Source organism: Mumia xiangluensis (assembly GCF_010994095.1).
GTDB classification, from domain to species: Bacteria; Actinomycetota; Actinomycetes; order Propionibacteriales; family Nocardioidaceae; genus Mumia; species Mumia xiangluensis.
In genome coordinates this window covers 784,285-801,762 of record NZ_WJYO01000002.1, presented here as the reverse complement: position 1 = coordinate 801,762, position 17,478 = coordinate 784,285, and the positions used below count along the sequence as shown (strand labels likewise).

Below are 17,478 nucleotides of genomic sequence, written 5' to 3'. Positions count from 1 at the left end.
CCGTTTGCCTGCCCCCACGCCTCCGGAGCTGACCGTGCCCTCGAACCGCCCCCATTTGCGCCGCTTCGGTGTGATCGTTGCCCTCCTCGCCGTCCTCGCGGCCCTGCTGCCGGCGACGGCGAGCGCGGCCGTCGACACGATCTCCGGACGCGTGACGAACGCCGCCGGACAATCACTTGCCGGCATCGAGGTGTCTCTCTACACGTACGTCGAGGACGGCGACGACATCCCATACTGGGACTGGGCCGACTCCACGATCACCGCCGCGGACGGCGCTTACCACATCGGGGTGACCGACGGTGAACAGTTCCGCGTCGGGTTCGAGGACTGGACCGGGACATACGCTCGGGAGTTCTGGGACGAGGCCGACCACCTGTCCACCGCGACCTCATTCGACGTCGCGGAAGGGTCCGTCGACGGGATCGACGCGACGCTCGAGCCCGCGTCGTCGATCGGCGGGAGGGTCACGGACGAGGGAAGCCACGCGCTCGGCGAGGTCACGGTGATCGCCCGCCAGCTCGTGGGCCACGGATATCCATGGATCACCGAGACAACGACTGCGGAGGACGGCACGTACGTCCTCGACGGCTTGCGCGCAGGCACGTACCGCATCGAGTTCGTCTCCGAGACCCACGCTGGCGAGTTCTGGGGCGACGCTGCCGAGCTTGCGGACGCCGACGACGTCGTCGTCAGCACCGGAGAGTCACGCCGGGGGATCGATGCGGCCCTCGGTGTCGGTGCGACGCTGTCGGGAAAGGTCACCGGGAGCGGTGGCGCACCACTGGCCGACGTCGAGGTCACCGTGTTCGAGCCGTCAGAGGAATGGGGCGGCTGGATGCCCGTCGGGTACGCGTACTCCGACGCAGGTGGCGTCTACACCGCATCCGGGCTCCGTGCGGGCACCTACCGCCTCGAGCTCGAGCCGGAGGATGGCCGGCACGTCGCCGAGTACTGGGACGACGCGGCAAGCCTCGATGTGGCCGACGACGTCACCGTCACGGCAGATGGGGTCGTGACAGGGCTCGATGCTGCGCTGTCTCTCGGTTCGTCCATCTCGGGGAAGGTCAGCTTGCCCACGGGTGGGACAGCGAGGGACGTCGACGTCACTGCGTACGTGTGGAGTGACGAGGTCGGATGGGACTGGGCTGCAAATGGCGAGGTCCGATCCGACGGCACGTACACCCTCGGCGGGCTGGGGCCGGGGACCTACACCCTCGGCTTCTACCCCCACTCCGGCATGTACGCCCGCCAGTACTGGAAGGGGCGTGGTTCGGTGGACAATGCCGACCGCATCGAGGTCGGACGCTCAGCGCACCTGACCGGGAAGGACGTGACCCTCGCGAGAGCCGGGTCTCTCTCCGGCGTCGTTCGTGGTGCGTCCGGGCCGCTCGCTGACGTCAACATCGACGTGTACGCGCAGAACGCCGTCACTGGTGCGTGGTCGTCCGCGGAGTCGGGATGGACCGAGGAAGACGGCTCGTACACGGTCACGGGCCTTCAGCCGGGAACGTACCGGGTCGGATTCCAGGACTACGAAGGCGTTCACGCTCAGGAGCTTTACGACGACAGTCCCAGCCTCAGCGACGCGACGACCGTTACCGTCACAGCGGGAGGGACGACGCGGCTCGCCGACGCCGTTCTCGCCCGAGCGTCCACGGTCTCCGGGACCGTACGTCGTCGCGACGGCGCGCCTCTGGCCGCGATCTCGGTCAGTGCGTACCGCTGGGAGCGGGTGAACAACGACTGGATCGAAGTCGCGTGGGACGAGACCGCCGCAGACGGCTCGTACACGTTGCGCGGGCTTGGTCGCGGGACCTATCGCCTGCGGTTCGACGACTGGGAGTACGGACGCTATCTCTCACGGTGGTGGGAGGGCGCCGGGTACGTCGAGGACGCCACCGACATCGTCGTCGGTGGCGTGCAGTCCGTCACGGGCAAGGACGTCGTCCTCGTCGACCGTCGAAGCGAGCTCGGCAGCACCGCGCGTCCGACCGTCGCGGGGACGCCGGTTGTCGGGCAGCAGGTCGTCGCCAGTCCGGGCAGCTGGACGCAGGACGGGCTCGACTACGCCTACGCGTGGCGGGCTGACGGCACACCGATCCTGGGCGCGGCCACGAGCACGCTCGACGTCACGCCGGACCTGGTCGGTAAGAGGCTCACGGTGGTGGTGACGGCCAGCGCGTCCGGGACCGCTCCGGTCACCGCTCCGTCCCAGCCGACCGCGCCCGTGCGTCCCGCGGCGCCTTTGGGGCTGACCGTGACCTCGACGTCGGCGAGCGGCGCCACTCTGTCGTGGGCCGCGACGCCGGGCGCGAGCGGCTACCGAGTCCTTCGTCGCAGCAGCAGTGGGAGCAGCGTCACCTCGATCGAGGCGGGATCCGCGACCTCGGCGACGGTGACAGGGCTCGCGCCGAGCACCTCGTACGAGTTCGCCCTCGTCGCGGTCGGCGGCTCGGCGCCGTCGGAGCCGAGCGACTGGGTGGCGGCGACGACGAAGCCGGCACCAGTGGTACCCGTCATCCGGGCGACCGCAGTCCCGACGATCACCGGCAAGGCGCGCTACGGGACGACGTTGCGGGCGTTCGCCGGACGATGGAGCGTGTCGGGGACCGCGGCTTCGTACCAGTGGTTGCGCGCGGGCGTTCCGATCCCCGGCGCCACCCGTGCGACGTACACGCTCGGCGCCGCGGACGTCGGCAGGAACGTGTCGATCCGGGTCACGGCGCGCAAGACCGGCCATGCCTCTGCGGCCGCGACGTCACGGGTGACTGGTCTCGTCAAGCGAGCCGCTCGGGTGAAGGTCGCCGCGAAGGCCGGGCGGACGAGGGTGACGCTGACCGTGAGGCTTGCCGTGGACGGTGTCGTCCGGCCCGGTGGCAAGGTCGTGATCACCGAGCGCGGCAAGCAGGTCAGGACGGTGGCGGTCCGTGGTGGCAAGGCGGTCGTGCGCCTCAGCGCGAAGAGGGGCCGTCACGCCTACAAGGTGACCTATCGAGGCACGCGGACGACGACGCCGGCCGCGCGGGCGGTGAGCGTACGGGTTCGGTGAGCGCGATGGCCGACTGACAGACTGCCGGGCATGAGTGAACGGCAGTTCCCGGACATGTGGGTCGACCCCGAGGACGACCCCCGCGACACCGACGCCGTGCTGGTCGGTGAGCGGGCCACCCTGATCGACTACCTGGGCACCTATCGGACGACGCTGCGGATGAAGTGCGACGGCCTGAACGCCGAGCAGATGGCTCGGCGGTCGGTGCCGCCCTCGACGCTGTCGTTGCTCGGCCTCGTGCGCCACCTGGCGGACGTCGAGCGCACGTGGTTCAGGCAGGTGATGGCCGGGGAGGACGCGCCCCGCCACTACCGGACCGCCGAGGACCGCGACGCCGACTTCAACGGCGCCGTCGGCGACGACGCGGTCGTGGCCGACGCGTGGCGGCGCTGGGAGGACGAGGTCGCGTACGCCGAGCGGTTCGTGGACGACGCAGACGACCTCGGCATGATGGCGCGCAACCTCGACCGTGGTGAGATCGCCCTGAGGGAGGTCCTCGTGCACATGATCGAGGAGTACTCGCGGCACGTCGGTCACGCCGACCTGCTCCGCGAGTGCATCGACGGACGCACCGGCCAGTAGGTCACGGCGCCGTGCCGCGAGCCGTCTGACGCGCGCGGCGGACGGCGTCCTCGGCGTCGTACCACGCGCAGCGGTACGCCGAACCGACGAATCCACGCCGGTCGAGGTGACGCAGCAGCCGTGCGGTGAGTGCGACGTGGGACCGAGGGTGAGGAGTCGTCTCGAGCCACGGCCCCTCGAGGAACCCGGGCAGGCAGCACAGCAGCTCGCCGGGTCCGAAGAGGCGGAAGAACGACCCCTCGGCTCCGGCGACCTCACGCTCGTGGGCGAGGAGCGTGCCGTCGTGCGTCCCGAGGTGAGGGGACATGTCGTCGGTGTCGAGGTAGCGCTGGAGGTGGAGCACGACAGCGGCATAGGCGCGCTGCGTGCGGGCAGTCCGGTCGGGCTGCACGTCGGCGAGGAAGTCGGCAAGGATCGGGGACGGCGACGAGGCCATGGCGTCGAGGATGTCGGCGGGCACTGACAGTCCGTCAGCGGGCGTGCAGGCGGCGGTCGAGGGTGGCGGCGGTGCTGCGTACGGCGGTGACGACGGCCGACTCGGCGACGTCGGCGCGAGACTCCCACGTGACGGCGACCGCGGCCCGGACGGCCGGGGCCGACAGCGGTACGGCGATGGATCGGAACCCGGGCGTGATCTCGCCGTCCTCGGTGGCGTGACCGCGTCGCCGAGTCTCGCTCAGGAGGTCTCGCAGCTGTCCGGGCGTGCTCGGGCCCAGCGTCGTACGGGTGACGAACGCGGACTCGCCGGGGTAGAGCGCCCGGACCTGCGGGCGAGGCAGGGTGGAGAGGATCGCGCGGCCGGACGCCGTGAGGTGGGCCGGCAGGCGTACGCCGACGTCGGTGACGAGCGACGGTCGTCCCGGCGCGCGCTCCTCGAGCACGTAGAGCACGTCCGCACCGTGCAGCACGGCCAGGTGCGCCGACTGGCCGAGCGTGTCGACGAGGCGAGCCAGCGGTACCCGCGCGAGGCGTGCGAGCGGTTCCTGCTGAGCGAATGCGAGCCCCACCTCCCAGGCGCCGACGCCGAGTCCCCACGTGCGGTCCTCGGGGTAGTGGACGACGAAGTCCTCGGCGGCCATCGCGGCAAGCAGGTGGTACGTCGAGGAGCGGGGGAGCCCGATCTCCGCGGCGATGCGCCCGGCCGGGACCGGGACTGGCTGGCCGGAGAGGAACCGCAGCACGCGCAGGGTGGAGGTCGCGGCTGGGACGGGACGGGACACGGCTCGATTGTCTCGGGTACGAGACGGGTGCGCTCAGTCGCTGCGGACGGTCACCCGCTCGGCCTGGTGGCGCAGGTGGTCCACCAGACGCCGTACGGCATCGGACGGCCGGCTGCCCCGACGCAGCAGCAGGACCATCCTGATGGCAGGGGTGGCGTCCGCGAGCGGGCGCGCGGCGATCAACCCGGCCGCCACCAGCGGGTCGGCCTCGATGGTGAAGTCCGGCATCAGCGAGAGCCCCAGGCCCGTCGCGACCATGTGCTTGCCGATGTCGGCACCGTCGCAGGTGTGCCACTGGACGGGCAGCTCCTCGCCGAAGAGGCGGTGTGCCACGCGGTGCATGAGGAACCCTTGCCGCGCGCCGACGAAGGGCTCGCGCCGCAGCTCGTCCACGGTGACCCGCGGCCTGGCGGCCAGCGGGTGCTCGACGGGGAGCACGGCAGCAGGTCGCCCCTTGATCAGCTCGACGCCGAGCAGGTCGGGTGGTACGTCGTCGCCGGGCAGGAGGTTCACCAGGCCGACGTCGAGCGTCCCCTCGCTCAGCCCGAGGTGGATCTCGTCCTGCTGCAGCTGGCGGAGCTCGAACGGGACGCCAGGGTCCTGGAGCTGATAGGTGCGCAGGGCCGGCAGCACCACGGTGGCCGCGCCTGTGTTGACGCTCCCGATCCGCATCGGCCTGCGGGCGTCACCCTGACCGCGTGCCGCGGCGCGCAGTCGGTCCACGGCGGCGAGGACGTCGCTGATGTGCGGCAGGAGGTCGCGTCCCGTGTCGCTGACGCGGGCGCCCGAGCGGTGGCGGTCGAGCAACACCGTGCCGAGCTCGCGCTCGAGCTTGCTGATGGCCTCGCTCAGGGCGGGTTGGGAGATGTGGAGGTTCTCGCCGGCGCGGCGCAGGGATCCGTGCTCGGTCACCGCCGTGACGTACGCGAGCTGTTCGAGGCGCATCGTTCCCCTTCGGGTGTGTGGAAGGTCACGTGATCGGTTCTGCCGATCGCTCGGTCCGCAAGACAGGGTATCCAACAATGTCTATCAAGATTATTGTGTTTCGAGTCGCGCTGACACGAGGTCGGCGCCGGGCACACCGGGAGGACCCGATGGCGAGCTGGCTCACCCGCCGCCACCACGTCGACCTCTGTCGCGTCATCAGCGCTGCCTGTCGCTGACAACCCCCGCCTCCGCCCGCGGACGTACGAGCGCGCCCGCGCCGCCCAGTCCAGCCCAGCTTCCACCACCTCCAGACCAGAGGGACCCATGAACCGACTTCGTACCGCTCCACTTCGTACCGCTCGCCGCCGGCTCCTCGCCGCCTTCGCCGCGCTCACGCTCGCCGCATCGGTCGCCGCCTGCGGCGGTTCCGGCGCCAACGCGAGCGGGGAAGAGGTCACGACGATCCGCTACCAGAGCTATGCCGGCGCTGTGGACGCCTTCCTCCTCGCCGACGCGCTGGGCAAGTTCGAGGGCCTGACGCTCGACCGGGTCGGCGACGTGACCGGCGGGCCGCAGGCCCTGCAGGCGCTCGCCTCGAACCAGACCGACATCGGCAGCTCCGCCTTCTACGGCGCCATCGCCCAGCTCGTCGCGACCGGGGCGCCGATCAAGGCCGTCATCCCGTTCTACGGCTCCAACGCCGACAGCAACCAGAAGCTCGTCGTACGGGACGAGTCCCCGATCGCCTCCGCCAAGGACCTCATCGGCAAGAAGATCGCCGTCAACACGCTCGGCGCCAACGCTGAGGCCGTCCTCGACACGTGGTTCGACCAGGAGGGTCTCTCCGACGCCGAGCAGGACAAGATCACGCTCGTCCCGCTCCCGCCGCTGAACACGCCCGAAGCGCTCGGCAAGGGCCAGGTCGACGCCGCGGTCGTGAGCTTCCTCGGCTACCAGGCGACGGCCAAGCAGTTCAAGGTCCGCGAGCTGACCAACGACGTCGAGGTCGTCGGCAGCCCGTACGCCGGTGGCGGCCTGACGCTGCGCAACGAGTTCATCGAGAAGAACCCGAACACGACCCGTCAGCTCGTCGAGGGTGTCGCGGCAGCCATCGAGTTCATCGAGACGCACGAGAAGCAGGAGATCTTCGACGTCTACTTCCCGTACCTCGAGAAGGAGGGCTACGGCGACTACATCGAGCCGATCAAGGCCAACTTCCCGGGGACGCTCGGGCTGGATCCGAAGCCGGTGATCGCCGACGAGGACATCAAGCGGTGGGTCGACTGGCTCGACAGCCGCGGTGACGTCGACGGCGACGACCTCGACGTGTCCGACGTCTACACCAACGAGTTCAACCCCAACGCCTGACGACGTTGTGACAGGAGTGACACCACCATGAGCTCACGCATCACACTCGACGGCGTCGGACAGACCTTCTGGGTCCGCGGGGACGAGGACAAGCAGCTCCGCGAGTTCGTCGCCATCGAGAACCTCGACCTGGACGTCGCCGCAGGCGAGTTCCTCACCGTCGTCGGACCGTCGGGGTGCGGGAAGTCGACGGTCCTCGACCTGATCGCGGGCCTCGCCGAGCCGACCAGCGGCGAGCTCCGCATCGACGGGAAGCCGATCACGGGCCCCGGCCTCGACCGCAGCGTCGTCTTCCAGCAGTACACGCTGCTCCCGTGGAGGACGGCCGCCGGGAACGTCGAGTTCGCCCTCGAGGCGAAGGGTGGCCTCTCCAAGAAGGAGCGCGCCGCCGGGGCGCGCGAGTACCTCGAGCTCGTCGGCCTCTCCGAGTTCGCGAACCGCTACCCGCACGAGCTGTCTGGTGGCATGAAGCAGCGCGTCGCGATCGCGCGCAGCCTCTCGTACCAGCCTGAGGTGCTCCTGATGGACGAGCCCTTCGGCGCGCTCGACGCCCAGACCCGCGAGCGGCTGCAGGAGGAGCTCGTCGGCATCTGGAAGCGCACCGGCACCACGGTCGTCTTCATCACCCACGACATCGAGGAGGCCGTCTTCCTCGGGCAGCGGGTGGCCGTGATGAGCGCCCGACCCGGCGGCATCAAGGCGATCATCAACGTCGACCTGGACCGAGACGCGGCGGCCGAGACCGACGTACGGGCGACGCGGGAGTTCGCTGCGTACCGCCACCGCATCTGGTCGTTGCTGCGCGAGCAGCACGCCCCCGCAGCCCGCACCGAGGAGCTCGTCCATGCCTAGTCTCATCGCCGAGAAGACCGAGGCGCGTCCCAACCCGCGCCAGGAGGAGGCCGCTCGCGCGAAGGGCGTGTCTCCGGGTCGGCGACGCGCGGTGTCGGTCGCGCGCGGCGTCGCCGGGATCCTCACGCTCGCCCTGATCTGGGAGCTCGCCCCGACGTACGGGCTGGTCGACGCCTACTTCATCCCGCCGTTGCACGTGGTTCTCGAGGAGTGGTGGCAGATGGCCACCGACGGGGAGCTCGCCAAGCACGTCGGAGCGAGCCTGGTCCGGTCCGCGATCGGCTTCGGTCTCGCGATCGTCGTCGCGATCCCGGTCGGTGCCGCGATCGCCTGGTACAGGCCGGTTCGGGAGTTCTCCACGCCGGTACTCGAGGTGTTCCGCAACACCGCCGCCCTCGCGATCCTGCCCGTCTTCACGCTGATCCTCGGCATCGGTGAGGCGTCGAAGATCTCGATCGTGCTGTACGCGTGCTTCTTCCCGATCCTGCTCGCGACGATCTCCGGTGTCGCCACCGTCGATCCGCAGCTGCTGCGCTCGGCGAAGGTGCTCGGGCTCTCGCCGGTCGCGACGTTCCGCAAGGTCGTGTTCCCGGCGGCCGTGCCGACGATCTTCACCGGCATCAGGATCTCGGGCGCCGCAGCCATCCTCGTGCTCATCGCCGCCGAGATGATCGGCGCGACCGCGGGACTGGGCTTCCTCATCAACTACGCCCAGTTCAACTTCCTCATCCCCAAGATGTACGCCGCGATCATCACCACCGCCCTCCTCGGTGTCGCCGTGAACTACGGACTGGTCGCGCTGGAGCGCCGCTTCTCGCGCTGGCGCCCGGCCTGACAGCTCGGACCAGACCGTTCGGCGCAGACCGTCCCGACCAGACCGTTCGGACCAGACAAGGACAGACGACATGACTCGAACGCTCAGCCTCAACGCCTTCCTCCACGACACCGGCCACCACGAGGCGTCGTGGCGGCACCCGGACTCGTCGGTGGAGCGCGTCCACGACATCACCTTCGTGACCGAGCTCGCTCAGGCGGCGGAGGCGGCCAAGTTCGACGGCGTCTTCTTCGCCGACATCCCCGGGCTGTGGGCAGCAACGCCGTACCGCCCGACCGCGCACCTGGAGCCGATCACGCGCCTGTCGGCGATCGCCGCGAAGACCGAGAGGATCGGGCTGATCGCGACCGCGTCGACCACGCTGTACGACCCGTACAACCTTGCCCGGCTCTTCTCGTCGCTCGACATCCTGTCGGATGGCCGCGCGGGCTGGAACATCGTGACCACGCAGTCGGAGGCGGCGGCGCGCAACTTCAGCCTCGCCAAGCTCCCGAGCCCCGACGAGCGGTACGCCCGCGCGCAGGAGTTCCTCGACGTCGTGACGAAGCTGTGGGACTCCTGGGAGGACGACGCGGTCCTCGCCGACCGCGACAGCGGCCAGTACTTCGACCCGGAGAAGGTCCACGCGATCAACCACGTGGGCCGCTTCTACCAGGTGGAGGGCGCGCTGGCCGCGCCCCGGTCTCCGCAGGGACGACCGGTCTACGTCCAGGCGGGCTCGTCCAACAGCGGACGGGCGTTCGCCGCCCGCAACGCCGAGGCGATCTTCACCGCGCACCAGACGCTCGGCGACGCCCGCGCGTTCGCCGAGGACATCAAGTCCCGGGCGGCGAAGTTCGGTCGCAATCCCGACCACGTCCTGGTGCTCCCCGGGCTCAGTGCCTTCCTCGGTGACACCGAGGCCGAGGCGCGGGAGCTGCAGGAGCACGTGAATGCGCTGACGGTCCCGGCGTACGGCCTCGCGCAGCTGGAGGGGCTCGCCGGCGCCGACCTGAGCCACCTCGAGCTCGACGAGGTCGTCCCGGTCGAGGCGTTCGGCAGCGCCGGCAACGTGCTCGACAACCACCGCAGCCGCCTGCAGGTCGTCGCGAACATCGTCGAGCGCGACCGGCCGACGCTGCGCCAGCTGCTCCACCGCCTGGCCGGGGCGCGCGGGCACAACGTCGTGGCGGGGACGCCGCTGCAGGTCGCGGACCTCATCACCGAGTGGTTCGAGGAGGGCGCCGCGGACGGCTTCAACGTGATGCCGCCGCTCTACCCGCAGCTGTTCGACGCCTTCGCGGAGGGTGTCGTCCCGCTGCTCCAGGAGCGCGGCATCTTCCGGGCCGAGTACACCGGCTCCACGTTGCGCGAGCACTACGGGCTGCCCCGTCCCGACAGCCTCTACGCCGGCGACCGCGCCGCCGTCACCACCGCCTGAGGAGATCCCGATGACCACACGACAGCTCCATCTGAACGCCTTCCTCATGGAGGCGGGCCACCACGAGGCGGCGTGGCGCCTGCCGGAGTCCGAGGCCGGCGCCGGCCTCGACGTACGCCACTACGTCCGGCTCGCGCAGATCGCCGAGGCCGCGCGGTTCGACTCGATCTTCTTCGCCGACGGGGCGACGGTCCAGGGGAGCGGTGAGTTCCGGATCGCCGGCCAGCTCGAGCCGCTGACGCTGCTCACCGCGGTCGCCGCCGCCACGGAGCGGATCGGTCTCATCGCGACCGCGTCGACGACGTACAACGACCCGTACGCCCTGGCGCGCCGCTTCGCGACCGTCGACCACGTCTCGGGCGGTCGCGCCGGCTGGAACATCGTCACCTCCGCGACCCACGAGGAGGCGGCCAACTTCTCGCTCGCCGAGCGTCCGCTTCAGGCGACGCGGTACGAGCGCGCCGACGAGTTCCTCCAGGTCGCGCAGAAGCTCTGGGACTCGTGGGCGGACGACGCCTTCGTCGGGGACAAGGAGCGCGGGCGCTGGGGCGACCCGGCGAGGATCCGCTCGATCGACCACGAGGGGCGGTTCTTCCAGGTTGCTGGGCCGCTCAACGTGCCTCGGCCGCCGCAGGGCTATCCGCTCCTGGTCCAGGCCGGCGCCTCGGAGCAGGGCAAGGCGTTCGCCGCGAAGCACGCGGAGGCGATCTTCGTCGCGCACCAGACGCTCGAGCAGGCCCAGGCGTTCTACACCGAGATCAAGGGGCGGGCGGTCGCTGCCGGTCGCGATGCCGACCACGTCCTCGTACTGCCCGGCATCGTCCCGATCATCGGCGACACCGAGGCCGAGGCGACCGCGCTGGCCCGCCACCTCGACGACCTGCGCGTGCCTGAGTACGGCCTGCGCCAGCTGGCGGCGTTCCTCGAGGTCGACGAGAGCGAGCTCGACCTCGACGCGGCACTCCCTGACCACGTGGTCGAACGCACCCACCGCGAGGGGTTCGACTCGCGGTCTCGGCTCGTCATCGACCTGGCACAGCGCGAGAGCCTGACGGTGCGGCAGCTCCTCGGGCGCCTCGGCGGCGGCCGCGGCCACAATGTCGTGATCGGGACGCCGGTGCAGGTCGCGGACGTCATCGAGACCTGGTTCACGCAGGGTGCCGCCGACGGCTTCAACGTCATGGGTGCGGCGCTGCCGAGCGGGTTGGAGGCGTTCGCGGACACCGTCGTACCGATCCTGCGCGAGCGCGGACTCTTCCGTACGGAGTACGAGGGAACCACCCTGCGCGACCACTACGGTCTGCCGCGTCCGGCCAACCAGCTCGACCTGGTGGGAGCGGACGTTGTCTGAGCACACCGTGCCGGAGCGCGTCGCCGTCGTCGTCGGCAACCCGAAGCCGGCGTCGCGCACCCTCTCCGCCGCCACCTACGTCGCGCACGAGCTGTCCGGCGGCGAGCCGGACCTCGTGGTCGATCTCGCGACCCTCGGCTCCGCGCTGCTCGACTGGTCCTCGGTCGAGGTCGGGGACCTGGTCACCCGGGTGGGAGGCGCGGACCTGGTCGTCGTCGCCTCCCCGACGTACAAGGGCGCCTACACCGGGCTGCTCAAGCTGTTCCTCGACCGGTTCGCGGGACGCACCGGGCTGCGGGGCCTCGCAGTGCCACTGATGCTGGGCGGCTCGCCGGCCCACGCGCTCGCGCCCGAGCTGACGTTGCGGCCGGTGCTGACCGAGCTCGGCGCGACCGTGCCCGGGCGCGGGCTCTTCGTGGTCGACAGCGCGTACGACGACCCTGCGGCGTACCTCGGGTGGCTCGAGGACACGCGCCCGGTCGTGAAGAGCGTGCTCGGCGGCAGCGCCGTGGGAGGAGGACGATGACGATCACGTTCCCGACCAACCAGGACCTGGACCCGCTGCGTCTGCGCAAGGCGTTCGGCGTGTTCCCGACCGGGGTGGTCGCGGTGGCCGCGCAGGTCGACGGCGAGCTGGTCGGACTCGCGGCGAGCAGCTTCGCGAGCGTGAGCCTCGATCCGCCGCTGGTGTCGATCAACCTCGCGAGCAGCTCGAAGACGTGGCCGCAGCTGCGCCGTTCGTCGCACCTCGGCCTGACCGTGCTGGCCGACCACCACGGTCCGCTGTGCCGGCAGCTCGCGGGGCCGGTCGCACAGCGCTTCGACGACGTGGACGTCACCGTCACCGAGGACGGTGCCGTGCTCGTCGACGACGGGCTCGCGAAGTTCGACACCACGATCTACCGCGAGGTCGAGGCGGGGGACCACGTGCTCGTGCTGCTGGAGCTGCACGCGTTCGAGCACTCCGACGTCCCCACGCCGTTGATCTTCCACCGGAGCGGTTTCGTGCGGTTGGCGTGAATGCATCTGTATGCATTTCGTACCGCTCTAGAGTACGATCTGCATGTGACTCGGCCTCGTGTTGATCTGGCTCTCGCTCGAGCGCCCTTGCGTACGGTGCGTCCGCAAGACCTGGCGAAGGTGTACGCCCACCCGCGAACCCAGGTCGCGCGTCTGTCGCGGGGAGGCGCGCTCCTCCGGCTCACGGATGGCTACTACGTCGTCGTACCCGACGACCGTGGAGTCGATTGGCGGCCGACGCTTGAGGCCGCCGCCTTGGGCGTCGCGTCTGCGATCTACGGTGCGGGAGGCGCTGTCTTGATGGGCGTGAGTGCGGCGCGGGTGCGCGGGGCGATCCCGCGCGCCCTCGCGACCGCGACCGTCGCCGTCCCTCGGCAGCACCGCGCTATCTCGCTCGACGGTTTGGGAGACGTCGTCGTGCGGTTCGTCCAGCGCGATACCGACGACCTCGACGCACAGCTCGAGAGCTTCGGTGCCCTCGGGCGGGGCTTGGTGACGACGGTCGAGCAGACAATCCTCGATCTGGGGCGGCGAGTTCCGTCTGGCGCCGATGAGTCGCAGGTGCGCGAGGCGATCGACAACCTCTGGCTCCAGGCAGACCAAGAGCTGCTCGACGAGCTCGCACAGCGACAGCGCGGTCGCGCCACGCTGGTTCGGCTGAGGGGCGAGCGGCGCGATCGTGGATGACGGTGGGTGGCTCCCCTCAGGCCTCGCCCGCGACGAGCTGGCGCAGCGGCAGGAGCAGTTCGGGGTCGCTGAAGATCAGGTGATGCGCGATCACCTGATCTCGGTCCTCCTTGCAGCACTCGCCACGTCGCCGGTGCGAGGCGACGTGCTCTTCATCGGTGGCACGGCGCTGGCGCGAACGCATCTCATCGACTTCCGCCTGTCGGAGGACATCGATCTCCTGGTTGCCGGACGGCGGGTCGAGACTGCGCGGGCAGTCACTCGTGCTTTCGAACGCGCGATCGCCCGGAACTACGGGGCCCCGAGGTGGACGCCTCGGCTGGAGACGACACGCGGCTCGCAGCCGGCGGTGATGTCGGTCGAGGACGGACGGCTGTCGGTCCAGATCCAGTTGCTGGCAGCGGACGGTTATCCAAAGTGGCCGACCGAGGAGCGTGCGATCGAGCAGCGCTACTCCGACGTGGCCCCGGCTCGCCTGCGTACGCTCACCGCGGAGGCTTTCGCTGCCGCGAAGGCTGCGGTCTGGTTCGATCGGCGCGCGCCGAGGGACCTCGCTGACCTGTTCGGGTTGGCGCGGATCGGAGCGGTGACGCCTGCGGCCGCCGAGCTGTTCGCTCGTCTTGGACCGACGGGCGCGCCGCCGGGTCCCTGGATGTTCCGTGAGGCGCCGAGTGAGGAAGCCTGGCGTACGGCGCTCGCGCACCAGGGCCGTATGCCGGTCGGGCCCGCCGAGGCGCTGGCTGCCGTCGCCGAGGCGTGGCAGCGAGCCAAGCGGACATGACTGCAGGTCCGGCTCGCGCAGTCAGGAGGCGGCATCCGCTCGGACACGTCTCGGATCCGAGACACCAGCCGGTGCGATGTCGTAGCGGCGCGGGTCCCGGGCGCCGTGCAATGGACCCATGCACACCGTCATCGTCGGCCCCGGGCCGCTCGCCCCGGAGGACGTCGTCGCCGTCGCCCGCAGCGGGGCACCCGTCACCCTCTCCGAGGACGCGCGCACCGCGATCAAGACCGCGCGGACGCACGTCGAGGCCCTGGCCGCGTCGGACGAGCCGGTGTACGGCGTCTCGACCGGCTTCGGCGCCCTCGCGACCCGGCACATCCCCGCCGAGCAGCGCACGCAGCTCCAGCGCAGCCTGATCCGGTCTCACGCGGCGGGCACTGGTCCGCGGGTCGAGGACGAGGTCGTACGCGCGCTCATGCTGCTGCGCCTCTCGACCATGGCGACCGGCCACAGCGGGGTCCGCCTCGAGACCGCCGAGGCGTACGCCGCGATGCTGAACGCCGGTCTGACCCCGGTGGTGCGCGAGTACGGGAGCCTGGGCTGCTCGGGTGACCTCGCACCGCTCTCGCACTGCGCGCTCGCCGTGATGGGGGAGGGCGAGGTCGTGAAGGACGGTGTCGTACGCCCTGCGGCCGAGGCGCTCCGCGACCACGGGCTCACTCCCGTCGTCCTCGCCGAGAAGGAGGGTCTCGCGCTCATCAACGGCACCGACGGCATGCTCGGAATGCTCGTGCTCGCGCTGCACGACCTGCGCGACCTCCTTGACACCGCTGACCTCGCGGCCGCGATGAGCGTCGAGGGCCAGCTCGGAACCGACCAGGTGTTCTCCGAGGAGCTGATGGCGCTGCGGCCGCACCCCGGACAGGCGACGTCGGCGGCCCACCTGCGGACGTTGCTCGCCGAGTCGGAGATCGTGGCCAGCCACCGGTACGGCGACGGGGTGGTCCAGGACGCGTACTCGCTGCGCTGCACCCCCCAGGTCCACGGCGCGGCCCGCGACACGCTCGACCACGCCGCGCTGGTCGCCGAGCGGGAGCTCGCGTCCGCCATCGACAACCCGTCGGTGCTCGGTGACGGGCGCGTCTCGTCGCACGGGAACTTCCACGGTGCGCCGCTCGCGTACGTCCTGGACTTCCTGGCGATCGCGGTCGCGGACGTCGCCGGCATCAGCGAGCGCCGTACGGACCGGTTCCTCGACGTCTCGCGCAACCGAGGCCTTCCGCCGTTCCTCGCCGACGACCCCGGGGTGGACTCCGGCGCGATGATCGCGCAGTACACCCAGGCCGCTCTCGTCGCCGAGGTCAAGCGCCTCGCGGTGCCGGCGAGCGTCGACTCGATCCCGTCGAGCGCGATGCAGGAGGACCACGTGTCTCTCGGCTGGTCCGCGGCCCGCAAGCTCCGCCGCTCGTTGGACGCGCTCACGCGGGTGCTGGCGATCGAGGTGATGGTCGCTGCACGCGGCATCGACCTCCGGGCGCCGCTCGCACCCGCACCGATGACCGGCGCTGCGATCCGTACCTTGCGCCAGCAGGTCCCCGGCCCCGGCCCCGACCGATTCCTCGCGCCCGAGATCGACGCGACCGTCGACCTTGTCCGCACCGGCACGCTCCGTCCCCGATTTGGGCAGTTCGGTGCCGATTCCGGCACCGAATTCCCACCCGAAGTGCCCGAATCGGGGACGGGACCCGCACAGGAGGCACACCAGTGACCACGCATGAACCCGTACGGGCGCCCAGGGGCACCCAGCTCACCGCCCGCTCGTGGCAGACCGAGGCCCCGCTGCGGATGCTGATGAACAACCTGGACCCCGAAGTCGCCGAGCGGCCCGAGGACCTCGTCGTGTACGGCGGGACCGGGCGCGCCGCGCGCAGCTGGGAGGCGTACGACGCCATCGTCAGCACCCTCAGCACCCTCGCCGACGATGAGACGCTGCTCGTGCAGTCCGGCAAGCCGGTCGGGGTGTTCCGTACGCACGCCTGGGCGCCGCGGGTCCTCATCGCCAACTCCAACCTCGTCGGCGACTGGGCGACCTGGCCGGAGTTCCGGCGGCTGGAGGCCGAGGGGCTCACGATGTACGGCCAGATGACGGCCGGCTCGTGGATCTACATCGGGACCCAGGGCATCCTCCAGGGCACGTACGAGACGTTCGGTGCCGTCGCCACCAAGAGGTTCGGCGGCACTCTGGCAGGCACGCTCACTCTCACCGCCGGCTGCGGCGGCATGGGCGGCGCGCAGCCGCTCGCGGTCACGATGAACGAGGGCGTGGTGCTGATCGTCGACGTCGACGAGTCGCGACTCGCGCGCCGGGTCGAGCACGGCTACCTCGACGAGTACACGACCGACCTCGACGACGCCGTCGAGCGCGTCCTCGCCGCGAAGAAGGACCGGCGTGCGCTGTCGGTCGGCGTGGTCGACAACGCGGCGACCGTCTTCCCCGAGCTGCTCGCACGCGGCGTCGAGATCGACGTCGTCACCGACCAGACGAGCGCGCACGACCCGCTGAGCTACCTCCCCGAGGGCGTCGACCTCGCGGACTGGAAGGCCGAGGCCGAGCGCGACCCCGAGGGGTTCACCGAGCGCGCTCGCGCCTCGATGGCCAGGCACGTCGAGGCGATGGTCGGGTTCCTGGACGCCGGCGCCGAGGTGTTCGACTACGGCAACTCGATCCGCGAGGAGGCGCGGCTCGGCGGGTACGACCGTGCGTTCGCGTTCCCCGGGTTCGTCCCGGCCTACATCCGCCCGCTGTTCTGCGAGGGGAAGGGCCCGTTCCGCTGGGCGGCGCTGTCCGGCGATCCCGCTGACATCGCGGCGACCGACCGGGCGATCCTCGAGCTATTCCCCGAGGACCAGCACCTGCGCCGCTGGATCACGCAGGCGGGGGAGAAGGTCCACTTCGAGGGCCTGCCCGCCCGCATCTGCTGGCTCGGCTACGGCGAGCGCCACCGTGCCGGGCTCCGGTTCAACGAGATGGTGGCGTCCGGCGAGCTGAGCGCACCGGTTGTCATCGGCCGCGACCACCTCGACTCCGGCTCGGTCGCCTCCCCGTACCGCGAGACCGAGGCCATGGCCGACGGCTCCGACGCGATCGCCGACTGGCCGCTGCTCAACGCGCTGCTCAACACCGCCTCCGGCGCGACCTGGGTCTCGCTGCACCACGGTGGCGGCGTCGGCATCGGCCGCTCGATCCACGCCGGCCAGGTGATCGTCGCCGACGGCACCGACCTCGCCGCGGAGAAGATCGCACGGGTCCTCACGAACGATCCCGGGACGGGCGTGATGCGACACGTGGACGCGGGGTACGACCGGGCGCGCGAGGTCGCGCACGAGCGGGGCGTGCGCATCCCGATGGAGGACGCGTGAACACGCGGAGCGAGGTACCGGGG

General features: G+C 70.8%; 16 protein-coding genes. 13 read left to right on the top strand and 3 right to left on the bottom strand.

What is annotated here, in order from left to right; all coding sequences use genetic code 11:
* The first annotated feature begins 34 nt into the window (after positions 1-34).
* Together GH747_RS10050 and GH747_RS10045 are read left to right on the top strand one after the other, a co-directional pair.
* A complete protein-coding gene (locus GH747_RS10050) occupies positions 35-3,049 on the top strand; it encodes a fibronectin type III domain-containing protein (protein WP_163695446.1) in 3,015 nt (1,004 codons plus the stop codon).
* A gap of 30 nt (positions 3,050-3,079) precedes the next feature.
* The gene (locus GH747_RS10045; protein ID WP_149769401.1) at positions 3,080-3,631 is read left to right on the top strand and encodes a DinB family protein; all 552 of its coding nucleotides are present in this window, start codon (positions 3,080-3,082) and stop codon (positions 3,629-3,631) included.
* Position 3,632: 1 nt separating this feature from the next.
* Here GH747_RS10045 and GH747_RS10040 read toward each other — a convergent pair whose 3' ends face one another.
* The 3 genes from GH747_RS10040 to GH747_RS10030 are packed head-to-tail and all read right to left on the bottom strand — an operon-like array spanning position 3,633 to position 5,796.
* Positions 3,633-4,091, bottom strand: coding sequence for a hypothetical protein (locus GH747_RS10040; protein ID WP_149769400.1), 459 nt, complete (start codon positions 4,089-4,091; stop codon positions 3,633-3,635).
* Positions 4,092-4,101: 10 nt separating this feature from the next.
* Complete coding sequence (locus GH747_RS10035; protein ID WP_149769399.1) at positions 4,102-4,851, bottom strand: IclR family transcriptional regulator; 750 nt, start codon at positions 4,849-4,851, stop codon at positions 4,102-4,104.
* A gap of 33 nt (positions 4,852-4,884) precedes the next feature.
* The gene (locus GH747_RS10030; protein WP_149769398.1) at positions 4,885-5,796 is read right to left on the bottom strand and encodes a LysR family transcriptional regulator; all 912 of its coding nucleotides are present in this window, start codon (positions 5,794-5,796) and stop codon (positions 4,885-4,887) included.
* Between the two features lie 306 nt (positions 5,797-6,102).
* Between GH747_RS10030 and GH747_RS10025 the strand changes: the two genes are divergently transcribed.
* The 11 genes from GH747_RS10025 to hutU all read left to right on the top strand — a co-directional run bounded on the left by GH747_RS10025 (position 6,103) and on the right by hutU (position 17,455).
* A complete protein-coding gene (locus tag GH747_RS10025; protein WP_149769397.1) occupies positions 6,103-7,146 on the top strand; it encodes an ABC transporter substrate-binding protein in 1,044 nt (347 codons plus the stop codon).
* Between the two features lie 27 nt (positions 7,147-7,173).
* On the top strand, positions 7,174-7,998 hold the full coding sequence (locus GH747_RS10020; protein WP_149769396.1) for an ABC transporter ATP-binding protein: 825 nt from the start codon (positions 7,174-7,176) through the stop codon (positions 7,996-7,998).
* Positions 7,991-8,833 (top strand): ABC transporter permease, encoded by an 843-nt coding sequence (locus GH747_RS10015; RefSeq protein WP_149769395.1) that lies wholly within the window; start codon positions 7,991-7,993, stop codon positions 8,831-8,833. Before GH747_RS10020 ends, GH747_RS10015 begins: the two co-directional genes overlap by 8 nt.
* Positions 8,834-8,903: 70 nt before the next feature.
* Positions 8,904-10,253, top strand: a complete 1,350-nt coding sequence (locus GH747_RS10010; RefSeq protein ID WP_149769394.1) for an LLM class flavin-dependent oxidoreductase — start codon at positions 8,904-8,906, stop codon at positions 10,251-10,253.
* A gap of 10 nt (positions 10,254-10,263) precedes the next feature.
* Positions 10,264-11,604: an LLM class flavin-dependent oxidoreductase gene (locus GH747_RS10005; RefSeq protein WP_149769393.1), complete on the top strand. Its 1,341-nt coding sequence runs from the start codon at positions 10,264-10,266 to the stop codon at positions 11,602-11,604.
* Positions 11,597-12,130: an NAD(P)H-dependent oxidoreductase gene (locus tag GH747_RS10000; protein ID WP_205602867.1), complete on the top strand. Its 534-nt coding sequence runs from the start codon at positions 11,597-11,599 to the stop codon at positions 12,128-12,130. The genes GH747_RS10005 and GH747_RS10000 overlap by 8 nt, the downstream gene beginning before the upstream one ends.
* On the top strand, positions 12,127-12,624 hold the full coding sequence (locus GH747_RS09995; protein WP_149769392.1) for a flavin reductase family protein: 498 nt from the start codon (positions 12,127-12,129) through the stop codon (positions 12,622-12,624). Before GH747_RS10000 ends, GH747_RS09995 begins: the two co-directional genes overlap by 4 nt.
* A gap of 120 nt (positions 12,625-12,744) precedes the next feature.
* A complete protein-coding gene (locus GH747_RS09990; protein WP_205602866.1) occupies positions 12,745-13,311 on the top strand; it encodes a type IV toxin-antitoxin system AbiEi family antitoxin domain-containing protein in 567 nt (188 codons plus the stop codon).
* A gap of 82 nt (positions 13,312-13,393) precedes the next feature.
* Positions 13,394-14,092, top strand: coding sequence for a nucleotidyl transferase AbiEii/AbiGii toxin family protein (locus tag GH747_RS09985; RefSeq protein WP_149769390.1), 699 nt, complete (start codon positions 13,394-13,396; stop codon positions 14,090-14,092).
* Between the two features lie 118 nt (positions 14,093-14,210).
* Positions 14,211-15,803, top strand: coding sequence for a histidine ammonia-lyase (gene hutH / locus GH747_RS09980; RefSeq protein WP_149769389.1), 1,593 nt, complete (start codon positions 14,211-14,213; stop codon positions 15,801-15,803).
* A complete protein-coding gene (hutU, locus tag GH747_RS09975; RefSeq protein WP_149769388.1) occupies positions 15,800-17,455 on the top strand; it encodes a urocanate hydratase in 1,656 nt (551 codons plus the stop codon). The genes hutH and hutU overlap by 4 nt, the downstream gene beginning before the upstream one ends.
* Positions 17,456-17,478: the final 23 nt, after the last annotated feature.